The sequence below is a fragment of the Candidatus Methanomethylophilaceae archaeon genome, from assembly GCA_017524805.1.
Lineage (GTDB): Archaea > Thermoplasmatota > Thermoplasmata > Methanomassiliicoccales > Methanomethylophilaceae > Methanoprimaticola.
In genome coordinates this window covers 1-13038 of the sequence record JAFXUX010000033.1, presented here as the reverse complement: position 1 = coordinate 13038, position 13038 = coordinate 1, and the positions used below count along the sequence as shown (strand labels likewise).

The window sequence follows — 13038 nt, the reverse complement described above, 5'->3', positions numbered from 1 at the left end:
CTCAGAATGTCCGATGCCGTAGGGTTCACCGCATAGACCTTGACGCCGTACGTGTCGGTAAGGGCGTCGCGGAAGACGTATCCGTCGTCGAGGGGCGACACTACAATCGATTTGGCGTTTTCGCCGGACAGTATGGCCGCAGCGTCCGCAGCAGATTCCACCTCTCCGTTGGCTTCGATGGATACCATGTCAAGGTCGGCGCCGAACGATCCCATGTATTGCCCGAGCATGTATCCCCATGCCGGATGCCAGACCATGATCTCCGTCTCTTCTCTCCCATAGGCGTCGGCGATCCTCTTCGCTTTCGCGTCCAGCAGGTCTATTTTGGATTCGATCTCGGCAAGATTCTTAGCGTACTTTGATGAATTCTTCGGATTGAGATCTTTGAGCGAATCGGCGATCGCGGCCGCTATCTTCTTTACTATTGCGGGGGAGGTCCAGATATGTGCGTCCATCTCCTCGTCATCGTCCGCTGCCCCATCATGGCGGTGGGAGGATGCCATAGGCTCGTACTCGATGGAATCGGCCAGATTGACGATTTTGACCGAGGATGGGATGTCGGATTTCACGCTCTTGAGGAAGGCGGTCTCCCATTCCACTCCAGACCCGATCTCGAAGAATATCTTCGATCCGTACAGATCAGCTATGTTGCTTGGGGTGCTATACGAGGAGTGGGGATCGAAGCCTTCCCCGATCATGGATGCCACGGCATAATCGTCTCCGGCGATGGATTCCACGAGGGTCTTCTCCCATGGCATGGTGACTGCGATTTTCTCTTTGCCATTTTCGCTTTGCATCAGTGCAAATGCCATCGCGGCTCCGGTGCATATCAAAGCCACGGCGATTACGGCTGCGATCGCTATCTTATTCATGAATTCTGACTGATTACTATGACTATTAAAAACTAATTATAATGTTATTAATTTCTCATCAACAGATGCCATGATAGTTATTAACAGCGGGACTCGGCCCATGAGCTCAGGATTCGCAGCTATCTCCGGCTGGCGGCAGACCGATATGCTCCGGTTCTTTTCGCTGTATTGGATATGGCCGAGCCACGTTTATAGGAAAACGACCTTTTTGTTTCCGCATGTCAGGAGGAACCGAAGGCGAGCGCGCATCTTTCAGCGGCAGGATCGGGTTCATCATAGCTGCGGCGGCATCCGCTGTCGGCCTGGGGAATCTGTGGAGGTTCCCTTACCTGACTTCGCATTTCGGCGGCGGCATATTCGTCGTGGTGTACATCATATTGGCTTTGACGTTCGGGTTCTCGCTCATGGTTGCCGAAATCGCTATCGGAAGGAAGACCGGCAAATCCTGCACCACAGCGTTCCGCGAACTGTCTGAGAAGCACGGATGGATCGGCACTTTGGCCGGCATTGTCCCGATGCTAATAGTGCCGTACTATTGCGTCATCGGCGGATGGGTCTTCAAATGGTTCTTCGAATCGGCGTCCGGAAGTCTGTCGGTTCTGTCTTCGGATGGAGGCAGCTTCTGGTGGGAATACATCACCGGAGAGGCGGAAGGCATGGGAGATCCATTCATCTGGTTCGCTCTTTTCGCTGCGGCATGCGTGATCTGCATAGCTATCGGCGTCGACAAAGGCATAGAGAAGATGAGCAAGATACTGATGCCCTCGCTTCTCATGATGATAGTCGTCATAACGGCTTACGAGATGACCCTCCCCGGAATCTGGGACGGAATCGTATTCTATCTCAGCCCCGACGTATCCAAGCTCAGCATGGGCACGTTCCTCGGCGCCACCAGCCAGATATTCTATTCCATGTCTTTGGCCATGGGGATCATGATAACGTACGGATCATACATGAGGAAGGAGGACAGCATCGAGAAGTCGGTGCGCGGCATAAGCATGATCGACACCGCCGTGGCGATATTGGCGGGGCTGCTGATCGTGCCGTCGGCGTTCATGTTCGGGTTCGGGGACAGCCAGTCGATGGGGCTCATGTTCGTATCTCTGCCGCAGGTGTTCGCTCAGATGCCCGGAGGAGCGATCGTCGCGCCGGTCTTCTATCTGATGGTGCTGTTCGCCGCGATGACGTCGGCGATTTCTCTGCTCGAGGCGGTGGTATCAGGTTTCATGGACAGGTTCAGGATAGAGCGCCGGAGGTCCTTGGCAATGGCCGGTTCAGCGGTGGCTGTCTTGGGTGCCTTCTGTATTCTAGGGTTCGGGCCGCTGATGACCGATCTGGCTCCGTTCGATCAGGGCGCAGGGTGGCTTGGGATATTCGATATGGTCACCAACTCTCTGCTCATGCCCATAGTGGCTGTCCTGACCTGCGCATTCATCGGCTTCGTGATAAAAACCAAGCCGATAGAGGACGAGGTGGAGGCATGCGGAAATCCGTTCAGATCCAAGGGCCTGTTCAGAGTGATGATCCGTTTCGTGTGCCCCATATGTTTGCTGGCAATATTGATTTTCGGACTGGCGGATATGTTCGGATTGCTTTCCATCTATTGAATGCGTCTCCAAGATTGCGGCATCTGTTCGTCTTCCATTGTTTTCACACAGGAATAATAATGAATCGAAAGGGACTCATAGAGCATTCTAAGGCAATCTAAGCTCACTCTAAGACAACCTTATGGGTCTAAGAATCCTAAGGGCCCTTAAGGAACTCTAAAGGAACCTAAGAGCATTCTAAGAGGCTCTTACGGTTCTTAGGGAGTCTAAGCGATCCTAAGGGACTCTTAGGGAACGATTAGGGGATTTCTAAGGGATTATAAGGGCCCTTAAGGAATTCTAAAGGAATCTAAGCGTATTCTAAGGAGCCCTTAGGGTTCTAAGAGAGCTAAGCGATCCTAAGGGACTCTTAGGGAACGATTAGGGGATTTCTAAGGGATTCTAAGAGCGTTTAAGGGATCGGTAAGAGAGTATTAGAGATTCTAAGGAGCCCTTAGGGTCTAAGCAATCCTAAGGGACTCCTAGGGAACGATAAGGAAATGATAAAGTGGGGCGCACCCAAGATGGCACGCTCCCAGCGTTTGTTCTGAATCAGTTCAGGATAGTTTCAAAATCTTATCCAGCAAAGATTGGTACAGGGATTCCGTCAGATCTTCTGAGCTTTGGTTGAATGCGTATATTTCTCCTCCGACAGAGATTGCTATGCACGGCTTTATTTTGGTGTAAGATGCCAGCTCGTATCTTCCGAACAGATCGTTGTCATACCGTCCGCTGGAAATAGTTCCGTCAGAGTATCCCATGACGCGTCTGCCTTTCTGGAAGTCCTCGAAGTATTGGCAGTCATCGATTTCATCATAGGAGAAGCTGTGGTCGAAGAACGGTGCCTTCACCGTGAAGCTATCATCTCCCAGCGATATATCGACCGAATTGGACATCGATCCTGCGCCGCCGTCCATGACGAATGCGAAAGGGACTGCAGTAAGCAGAGTGAAAGCGGCCACAACCACGATGCGCTTGCCTCTGGACCAATTCGGTACAGGGGATCCTTTGGCTGCGCCTTTGGCGAATGGAAGGACCATCAGAATGGTACCTGCCGCCATCAGGATTATGCCTATCACAAGGTTCAACATCAGAAATGCTGTCCCCCAAATCAGGACGACGGTTCCGATGGCTATCCAAAGCCCCCATCTCGATGCGACTTCCCTTCTCTTTTTCTCATCCATCGATTTCCAATCTACGCCTACGTTCAGGAATCTGTAGCCGCTGCCATGGAGCCACATGCACAGGCCCGCGCAAACGATGGGGAAACAGGAAAACAGGATTATGGCGGAGAAAAGCAGGGAAAACCAGCTCCAACCCCTTATCAGTCCGAAGACGATGACCAAGGTCGGAACCAGTATTGCAAGCGCCGCATAGGGTTTGGAAGTGGGCTCCATGGATTCTTATCGTCCGCTGGAAAATAAAAGTTATCTCGACTGCCAGCCGCAGTTTGCTTTCAGGGTGCAAGTTATATTTTGGGGACGGGGATACGCCAGCGATGAGGAAGTCGTACGTAACCACGATGCCGGACAACATAGGCGCGTTCCTGAAAGCCAGCAGATGTTTCGCATCGCTTGGGATCAATATCACGAGGGTAAGCTACAACAAAGCCGTGGACATGCACACCCTCTTCATAGATGCCGAAGGCACGCCTGAGCAGCTTGCCGAAGCTGACGTCGAGCTGCGCGAAATAGGTTACATACAGTCGACGGATGGCGAGCGCACCGTCATGCTGATGGAGTTCATCCTTCGGGATGAGCCGGGGAGCGTCACAAAAGTTTTGGAGCTCATAACCGAGTTCGGGTTCAACATCTCATACATATCGTCGCAGGAGGACGGCACCCCATTCCAGAGGTTCAAGATGGGTCTCTTCGTGGATGACAGCGAGAAAGTTTCGAGTTTTATGGCCAAGGTATCCGAGCTGTGCGAGGTGAACATCCTCGATTACAACAGCTCAAACACCGTATACGACAATTCAATCTTCTACAGGTCGTTTGTTTCCGCCTTATCCGGAAGCATGGCTTTGAGCCCGGAGAAGAAGGAGGAGCTTCTGGTCAATTGCAACAGGGCGATGCAGCTTCTCGATGAGAGGGGGCTGTCCCCATACCGCACCTTCGATTCCATAGGGAAGCTGGCGGAGCTTCTGGTCAGATGCAAAGGCGATGCATTCTCGTCCAGGGTCACCCGCCACAGAATCTCGGAGAGATCTATGATCACAGTGATCGAGCCTCCGTGCGGAAGCAACGTGACCATAATCGAATCGGACGGGGAGACGCTGTTCGTGGATTCTGGTTATGCATGCTACAAAGAAGAGACCCTTAAGCTCATCAGGGAAGTCGTCCCAGGATTTGACGGCATGCGGAAGAGGGTGCTCATAACCCATGCGGATTTGGATCATATAGGACTATGCGGCATTTTTGATGAGGTTCTGTCCAGCGAGAACAGCGCCATATGCATGCGCGAGGAATTCGAGGGACGGGACGGATTCAGGGAGTCCAATCCTCTGCATAAACCGTATATCAGCATCTGCAAGATACTCACTTCGTACGAGCCCATCCCTACGGATAAAGTGAGCATCATTTGGAAGGCGCGCCCGGAAAGCCCGGTCCCATTGTATCCTGCGGGCTATCTCAACGTGGGGGAGTTCTGTTTCGAAGTCTATGAGGGGCGCGGAGGGCATCTCAAAGGGGAGATCGTCCTGATAGAATATACTGCTAAAATCGCATTCACCGGCGACATATACGTGAATGTCCATGGGATGACCGCCGAGCAGTCCGAATACAACAGATATGCGCCCATTCTTATGACATCCGTGGATACAGATCCGAAAATATGCAAAGAGGAGCGCGAAGCTCTCATGCAGCGTCTCGGCCCCGGAAAATGGTCGATATTCAGCGGGCATGGCTCAGCGAAAAAGTTCGAAGTCACGGAGTCCAAGTCATAATCGAAATGAATAGTGTCTTAAAGGTTCTAAAGAATTCTAATGGAAGGGGCTGGCGTAAAAAAGATGCCTGGGGTTTACGCCCCAGATTTATGTTTGGGTTCAGACGTTTCTGATCACGGTCACCGGGCACGAAGCCATCGTGACTATGCGCTCTGTCTTCCCTCCGTGGAGGATCGAATCCAGGTTGCTGCGTTTGTCGACTCCAACGATTATTAGGTCATATTTGCCGGAGAGGCTCAGTATGGTCTCCACGGGGTCTCCTTCGACTACGGTACCTTCGCATTCTATGCCTTCGGCTTGTATCTCGGCGGCTATCTTGTTTACCAGAGGCTGCGGGTCGCTGTTCTTCATTTTGACGCTGAGTACGGTGATGCTGGAGCCGGAACGTTTGGCGGTCTGTATGGCGTCATCTATGGCGGGCCTGTTCTCTTCGTACACCGGCAAGAGAATCTTTTCCAGGCGCGAGGACGCGGATTTGAGCGTTAGCACGGGGCAATAGCTTCCTTCAATGACTTTCTTCGCGGTGGATCCGATGCGTCCCGCTCTCATGCCGCTTTTTCCGGTGACGGACATGATCATCATGTCGGCGTCTTTGGACATCTCGTTGAGTATCTCCCAGGGGGCGCCTTCAGCGAGTACCTCCTCATGCTTTGCGCCTACCTTTTCCGCCTGTTTGGCGGCGCTCTCAAGGATTATGTTCCCTTCGATCTTGGCTTTGTAATAGTCCTGGGCGGGGTCTACGGATCCGAATTTGTTGAGGCTTGTCATGTCTACGACATAGACGAAAACGAGGGTCGCCGAGAATTCCAGAGCAGAATGCAAGGCGAGATCGATAGCCGCTTTGGAAGATGCGCTACCGTCGATAGGCACCAGTACCTTGTCGAATTTCATCTGTTCGGTCATCGTCCAATCTCCTTATAAAATAGAATAGTTGGTACATTTGCTATATAATCCAACCTGTTGTCGGGCAGAAGATGTTGCCATGCGAGATTCGAGATGGGCTGTTGCCGCCAATATTAGCGAGGTTAGGGCTCCAAAGGTATGCGTTAATCTCACAGGATGCCATCTGATAAATATCTGCTCAGCGATTCGGGCTTAGTTTTGATGCCGAGGGGCGTTAGTTCAGATTCCATTCTTCAGGTTCTTTTTAGGACAGGAAGCTCCTCTGTCAATCCGTTCTGAGGCTGGACTTGAGCATATTCAGTTTTCCTTCGTCCATCCCTATCCCGAGGAGATAGCCGGTCACTATCCCTTCCGCATCGTATCCGCTTATGTCCATCCCGCTCCAGTCCACATCGGTGACGTGGTCCAGGATTTCTGGGTTCTGGAATATGTAGAAAATGCGGTCTATCACCATCGAACCTACGGTGTCGTATTCTTCGCTGCCTTCTGCGATGCCGCAGTAGTTGCACATGGACAGGAGATAGTCGTCGCGGACCTCCTTGTAGCTGGCGCCAGCCAATGATTCCAGTATGGCGCAGTACAGTCCGGTGCGGTCCTTTCCTTGGGAGCAAGATATGCCAACGCTTCCGTCCAGGCTGAGGATGGTGTCCATGACGAATAGTATCTCGTCTTTGTGGCACAGTATCGAAGGGCTGAGATTCTTCGCCACGACTTTCCCCTCGTCGTAAAGAGAGAATGCGTACGATCCCGGGTATCTGTAGCTTTCCACTTCGTCTATATCTATGCTGATAGAGAACACATAGTCGGCTCCCACGGACCTCAGGAATTCGTCGCAGTAAAGGAAGCGGGTCCCGTTGTGCTGCATCGGGGACGCCGATCTGTAAAGCCTGTCCTGCTTGAAGCTGCCTTGGGTCACCTCGCGGTAGTTTCCGTAACCCTGGGAGGAGCTGAAGTCTTCTCTGTCGTCGGAATAGCCCGCCGAATAGTGGGGGATCTTGTCGAAGTAGTCGGCTTTCCCGCCTTCTTTGCAGACCGTGAATTCGGTTCCCATATCGTAATCGAATAGGAGGTTGATGTCGTAATCGTAGATTCCGATCTCCACTTCCTGGTCTTTTGAGTAGCAGTTCACATACATGTCCAGCGATGCGATTCCGCTGCGGTCGCATATGAAATAGGCATAGTATGTTTTGTCCGGGAAGCACAGGGCCAGACGGTCTCCGAGCTCTATCCCATGGGCATAGAATTCGTCGCGCGGGACATCCAGCTTTATGCTGCTGGATGAGCCTTCGCCGACAAGTTTGGCTTCGAAAGCTCCGTTGTCATCGTTCTGGAGGAGGAATGTCCCAGCCAGAATCGCCACGATCGCGGCGACCACGACAGGGATGAGTGCCCAGCTGGCTTTCATAAGAAAAGATGCATCCGTGCGTTCTTAACGGTTCCTGGGAATGGCTGCAATCTCTCCGACCGATGATAGGGGCGGACCCTGAAATCTTTTAACCGCAGACCTGCATTTTGAGCCATGGCGTTCAGGCTCTTCGGGAGAGGAAAAGACAGCGCAGATGGCCATGATGATGGGGGCGAGTATTCTCCGATCCGGAGCGCCGCCGTAGCCGTCTGGTATGAGAGGAGCAGAGCTTCCGCGGATACTTATGATGTATTCACTAGCTTGATGGACGATAGGAAGCCTTCTTTCCGTACCGATGAAGAGGCAGCCGCATGGTTCTCCGAGCTGGAAGAATCCGGAGACCTCCCGGCAACGACTATTCTGGGCGTCATGAATGAAGAGGGCCTGTGCGTCCCGAAATCCGAAGAGAAGGCCGCTCTGCTGTACAGGAAAGCCGCGGAGCAGGGGTACGCTCCGGCTCAGAACTGCCTCGGCAACTCGTACCGCTTCGGAAGGGGAGTCCCGCAATCGAATGAAAAAGCCGTCGAATGGTATGGGAAAGCCGCAAACCAGGGATGCGCTCGCGCCCAAGGAAGGCTGGGCGAGATGTATGCCAAAGGCCTGGGGGTCCCGCAGTCATATCTGGAAGCCGTCGATCTGTGCACGGAAGCGACCGACAAAGGGGATGCTCTTGGGCAGAACAGGCTTGGGATGATGTATCAGAAAGGCCAAGGCCTCCCGCAATCGGATTCCGAGTCTGCCAGATATTACAGGAAAGCCGCGGAGCAGGGGTTCCATGAGGCCGAGTACAATTACGGATGGATGTGTTATGCCGGCAGAGGGGTGAAGCAATCCGACCGGGAAGCTGCGCTCTGGTACGGCAAAGCGGCCGAATCCGGCGATGCTTACGCCCAATGCAGCCTCGGAAACATGTACAAGAACGGCAGAGGGGTGCTGAAATCGGATGAAAAAGCCGTCGAACTTTACATGAAATCGGCAGAGCAGGGATATGCCGTCGCGCAGAACAATTTGGCGTTCATGTATCGCGAGGGGATCGGCATCGGGAAGTCCTATTCCGAGGCTCTGAGATGGTACGGCAAAGCGGCCGAGCAGGGACATGCCGGAGCCCAATGCACCCTCGGGCTCATGTATTATAATGGAACGGGCACTCCGCAGTCGTACGAAGAGGCTTTCTTTTGGCTTGAGAAAGCGGCGAAGAACGGCGATCCGCCGTCTCAGCTGTATATTGCTGCTATGTATGAGAGGGGAGAGGGGGTCACCCGGTCGTTGATGAGCGCCCGCGAATGGTATCAGAAAGCCGCCGATCAGTTAGAGGATTTCTCCGTCCGCAAAGATGCTCAGGAAGCTCTTAAGAGATTATGAGGGGTCTGTCATCGTTCAGGGTTTAATTCATTATTATTGCATTAACATTGGAATCGAAGAGGTTCATATCTCGAACCGGTGTTTAAATCGGACTATAGTACTATTAATCAGAGGCTCTGGACAGTTGTCCGATTTATGGTCAGACTATAGTGCTCTATATAGGTAACAGGAATCCTGTTCGGGATGTGAATTGTAAATAAGTGAAATTCTCACTGCACCTTTGGCTGAATACTGGACGGTTCAGAAGATATGCGACACAGCTTATTGTGGTTTTTAAGCCCTTGATTCAGTCTCAAACTTTCTTCCGCTTGCCATTCTCATCGAAGTGCTTTTCGAAGTATTCGTCAAAGAGGGCCTCGCCCACTGTTTCGTCGACTCCCCAGGTCATTAAGTCCTCATATCCGCCGTCCTCGATATTCGGGAACACATAATCGGCGATCTTCTTCTGCCACTCTTTAGAGGGGACCTGTCCCGGAGCGCCGGCGTATTGTCCCTCCTCTTCGGACATGTATCTGAGCTGCAGCTTGAGATCCTTATACAGCCATCTTTGTCTCACCAGCTCGATTATAAGCTCGTCCTTGCTGAGCCTCTCCAGTTCTTCCCATTCGCTTGCCATTCTCATCTCCTTTTACTCTGGTTGTTGATGTTATCCGCCATATAAAGTTGACTGGGCCTATGATCTGATTTGATTGTAGCGCTTGGATTATTATTGTGGCTCGATAGCGAATTGTGCGTATTTTGCGTGCCATCTTGGGATTTATTAATATGCAGGTTCGCCTTTTCATTGGGGCGCTTAAGCGAGGAGGGAGAGATGCATGACCACGATGAGAAAAATTTCTAAAAGATGTGCCGTCTGCAAAGCTGAAGCCAATTATTGCGTGATATGCTCATGCTCCACCATGGGGTGCATGATGGATACCAGACCGATTTTCATGGGGGATGATCCCATGAGATATATCGATCGCTGCGAATGCGGATATGTCGCCGAGGACATCTCAGAGAAGACGACTGTAACGAAGGAGGATGTCGAGCTGCCCGAGTACCGGTAGATCATCAGGCACGATTCCATCTCCAACAGATATGCTGCAATAGCGTTTTTGCGTTCTTTGAAGGGGATGCACGGCCAATCCGCTTCCGCATATCTCAGGGCCGCATGGATGGCGGACGACGAAGGCGACGGGGCTGCCGCCGCGGATATGCGCAGGAAGTTTCTGGAGGAGATCTCTAAGAAACAATGCAGGGTCGAGGACATCATGATCAAAGCCGATGTCCTCAGATGCTTGGGCATGTTCGATCAAGCCAAGGAAGCCATCGCCTTAGCTGAGAAGATGAACGATGAGGACGGTCTCGTTCCCATAATAGAGAAACAGAAGAAATTGATCTCAGAAGGGATCGACAGTCCATCCATTTGTTGACCGGATGATGGGAACGGCAGGAGTCTCCGAAGGATTAATCCGATTCTCTCGGCATATCCTCTTGCCGTTCCCGTCGAAATGCTTTTCGTAATATTCGTCAAAGAGGGCCTCGCCCACTGTTTCGTCGACTCCCCAGGTCATTAAGTCCTCATATCCGCCGTCCTCGACATTCGGAAACACATAATCGGCTATTTTCCTCTGCCATTCTTCAGGAGGGATCTGACCTCCGATGTCTGCGTACCAGCCTTCATCCTCGGAAAGGCTTCCGATCAGTCTCTTGAGGCTACGATACAGCCATCTCTGCCTGACCAGCTCGATTATGAGTTCGTCTTTGCTGAGATTCTCCAGCTCCTCCCATTCGCTGATCTCTTTTTTCTGCCCATCAACATCGTTGCCTTCCAATGGAATTCCTCCCGCTAATCTTCAGCAGTAATCAAGGAGGCGATTTAATCATTTCCAATGGATCTTATGTTCAGCTGGGGGACGCATTGGGCCGAGAGATGCGCAGGTTCGGGAACGTCAGCAGGCAGGATTCTGTTTTCCGACGACATCAGGCTCAATTCTTCGCACAGGGAGAGGACCTACCAATCCTATCAGGTCTTCGGCACCGACCGCGCCGAGAACAGGCTCATACGGGCTGCGTTGAGGTATCTGCGCACATTATCCTGCGACTACGGGAACAGGAGGGAAGTCCGCCGTCTTCTGCCTTACTTCGATGGATGCTCTGATATCGGCGACGTGGACGCGGAGCTGAGAGGATGCGTGCTGGACCGTAATATGAAGCACTATTCCAGAGCGGTGAGGTGGTGTGATGTTTTTCTCCACGGCCGGACCCTTTCTATGTTCTCCGGTTCCGAGGTAGCCTACTCTTTTCTCTTCCCCATGGAGCCTAACTTCGCGTAATTTTTGGTAACAATCCCATTGTTTTCCGGATCTGGCCAGGCATAGCAAAGGTTATTAATCATTGTTACCATATGGTAATAATGACATACAACCACATCAAGACCGTCGGGGACAAGCACTACCTGTACCGTGTCACCGGGGTCTGGGACCCTGTGAAGAAGAATTCCAGACAGGTCCGCGAGTATGTCGGCCCGTGCGACGAGGACGGGAACCTCGTCGAATCCAGGCGCAGGGAGGCCGTGATCGCGAGCAAGACGTTCGGACCATACTGGCTCCTCCAGAAGATCTCCGACTCGCTGGGCCTCGAAGAGAAACTCCGCGACTGCTTCGGCCGGGATGTGGGGGAGGACATACTGAGCATCGCGATGCTCAGGTGCGTCCGCCCACTGCCGCTGAGACAAGTGGACGACCAGATGCAGGAGTCATTCCTCTCGGAATACCGCAGCAACGACGGGATGGGCTCAAGGGACCTGTCGAGACTGATGATGGGCATCAGCGAGAAATCGAGGAACCTTTTCTTCGGATCGATATACGAGGGCGGAGGCGCGATAATATTCGATCTGTCTTCCTTCGGCTCCGAATCCGCGAGGATGTCCAGGCTGGAATACGGCGACGACTATCGCAAGATCCATATGCCGCAGGTATCCATGGGAATGGTGCATTCCATGGACAGCGGGAGGCCGTTCTGCTACCGCCTGTACAGCGGGAGCATCTCTGATGTCAGCACGCTGAAGAACATGGCGGAATTCGTCTCGTCATTGGGATGCGATGACGTCCACTTCGTCATGGACAGGGGCTTCTACAGCGAGAGCAACCTGCTCTCGCAGCTGGATGCCGGAATGGGCTTCACCACGCCTGTCCAGTCCGGCAGGAAGGTGTTCAAATCTGTTGTCTCGGAATCCGTCCGGGATAACAGCTCCCTAAGCACATACATGTTCTGCGGCTCCGTCTTCCGTGTATACGAGACACGGGTTGCTATGGGCGACCGCTCTGTCAGGGCCATATCCTATCTGGACGAGGGCAGGAGGCTGGACGAGATCGGCTCCCTGTACTCTCGCATATGCTCGTTCGAATCCGTGCTTTCGGATGCGAAATGGACCAAAGGCATCCACAAGAAGCTCAGGGAACGGTTCGGCACCGATATCCTGAGGTTCTTCGACCTGTCCGACGACGGAGGCAAAGTGGCGTTCCAGAGGAAGCGCAACGCCATAACCGCCAGGGAGAACGTCTGCGGAAGGATGGTGATTCTCACCACGAGCGAGGACCCGTGGGATACGGTTCTCTCGAGGTACAGGACGAGGAACGACATAGAATTCGACTTCAGGCAGTTGAAATCCGACTTGGAAGGCGGGGTCAGGTATCTTCAGACCGACGGCACGGCCGACGGTCTGATCTTCGTCCAGTTCGTCTCGCTTATCCTCCGGTCGGAGCTTCTCAGAAGGATATCCGAGAGCGGACTCAAGGGAAAGGTCTGGTATCCTGATGTGATCAACGAGCTCTCCAAGCTGAAAGTGTCCAGGATGGGGAGCAAATTGGTCCTGAACGAAGTGACCAAGAAACAACGCGATCTGTTCGTTTCGCTCAAGGTCGATGTGCCGACCACCGAGTCTGTTCGTTCCCTTGTTACCAAATCTTAAGCGAACTACGG

12 protein-coding genes and 1 pseudogene are annotated in these 13038 nt (G+C 52.7%); 7 read left to right on the top strand and 6 right to left on the bottom strand.

The window, feature by feature from the left end:
- Positions 1-14: 14 nt before the first annotated feature.
- Positions 15-872 (bottom strand): annotated as a pseudogene (locus IKP20_06755) (zinc ABC transporter substrate-binding protein).
- A gap of 218 nt (positions 873-1090) precedes the next feature.
- On the opposite strand from IKP20_06755, the gene IKP20_06750 reads away from it, so the two are divergent.
- Positions 1091-2479: a sodium-dependent transporter gene (locus IKP20_06750; GenBank protein ID MBR4504649.1), complete on the top strand. Its 1389-nt coding sequence runs from the start codon at positions 1091-1093 to the stop codon at positions 2477-2479.
- Between the two features lie 536 nt (positions 2480-3015).
- Here the strand turns inward: IKP20_06750 and IKP20_06745 are convergent.
- Positions 3016-3855 (bottom strand): hypothetical protein, encoded by an 840-nt coding sequence (locus IKP20_06745; GenBank protein ID MBR4504648.1) that lies wholly within the window; start codon positions 3853-3855, stop codon positions 3016-3018.
- Between the two features lie 101 nt (positions 3856-3956).
- Between IKP20_06745 and IKP20_06740 the strand changes: the two genes are divergently transcribed.
- On the top strand, positions 3957-5402 hold the full coding sequence (locus IKP20_06740) for an MBL fold metallo-hydrolase (GenBank protein MBR4504647.1): 1446 nt from the start codon (positions 3957-3959) through the stop codon (positions 5400-5402).
- A gap of 99 nt (positions 5403-5501) precedes the next feature.
- On the opposite strand, the gene IKP20_06735 is transcribed toward IKP20_06740, so the two are convergent.
- Entirely contained in the window at positions 5502-6305 is an 804-nt protein-coding gene (locus IKP20_06735) for a universal stress protein (protein ID MBR4504646.1), read from the bottom strand.
- A gap of 265 nt (positions 6306-6570) precedes the next feature.
- A complete protein-coding gene (locus IKP20_06730; GenBank protein MBR4504645.1) occupies positions 6571-7710 on the bottom strand; it encodes a tyrosine-protein phosphatase in 1140 nt (379 codons plus the stop codon).
- Between the two features lie 114 nt (positions 7711-7824).
- On the opposite strand from IKP20_06730, the gene IKP20_06725 reads away from it, so the two are divergent.
- Positions 7825-9072: an SEL1-like repeat protein gene (locus IKP20_06725; GenBank protein MBR4504644.1), complete on the top strand. Its 1248-nt coding sequence runs from the start codon at positions 7825-7827 to the stop codon at positions 9070-9072.
- A 292-nt stretch (positions 9073-9364) separates the two neighbouring features.
- Here IKP20_06725 and IKP20_06720 read toward each other — a convergent pair whose 3' ends face one another.
- Positions 9365-9688: a hypothetical protein gene (locus IKP20_06720; GenBank protein ID MBR4504643.1), complete on the bottom strand. Its 324-nt coding sequence runs from the start codon at positions 9686-9688 to the stop codon at positions 9365-9367.
- Between the two features lie 199 nt (positions 9689-9887).
- Between IKP20_06720 and IKP20_06715 the strand changes: the two genes are divergently transcribed.
- Together IKP20_06715 and IKP20_06710 are read left to right on the top strand one after the other, a co-directional pair.
- A complete protein-coding gene (locus IKP20_06715) occupies positions 9888-10121 on the top strand; it encodes a hypothetical protein (GenBank protein ID MBR4504642.1) in 234 nt (77 codons plus the stop codon).
- Positions 10122-10178: 57 nt separating this feature from the next.
- On the top strand, positions 10179-10487 hold the full coding sequence (locus IKP20_06710) for a hypothetical protein (GenBank protein ID MBR4504641.1): 309 nt from the start codon (positions 10179-10181) through the stop codon (positions 10485-10487).
- On the opposite strand, the gene IKP20_06705 is transcribed toward IKP20_06710, so the two are convergent.
- Positions 10455-10889, bottom strand: a complete 435-nt coding sequence (locus IKP20_06705; protein ID MBR4504640.1) for a hypothetical protein — start codon at positions 10887-10889, stop codon at positions 10455-10457. The genes IKP20_06710 and IKP20_06705 overlap by 33 nt on opposite strands.
- 57 nt (positions 10890-10946) lie before the next feature.
- Between IKP20_06705 and IKP20_06700 the strand changes: the two genes are divergently transcribed.
- Positions 10947-11390 carry a hypothetical protein gene (locus tag IKP20_06700; protein ID MBR4504639.1) on the top strand — a complete coding sequence of 148 codons (444 nt, stop codon included), beginning with the start codon at positions 10947-10949 and terminating at the stop codon, positions 11388-11390.
- Between the two features lie 71 nt (positions 11391-11461).
- Positions 11462-13027, top strand: coding sequence for a hypothetical protein (locus IKP20_06695; GenBank protein MBR4504638.1), 1566 nt, complete (start codon positions 11462-11464; stop codon positions 13025-13027).
- Positions 13028-13038: the final 11 nt, after the last annotated feature.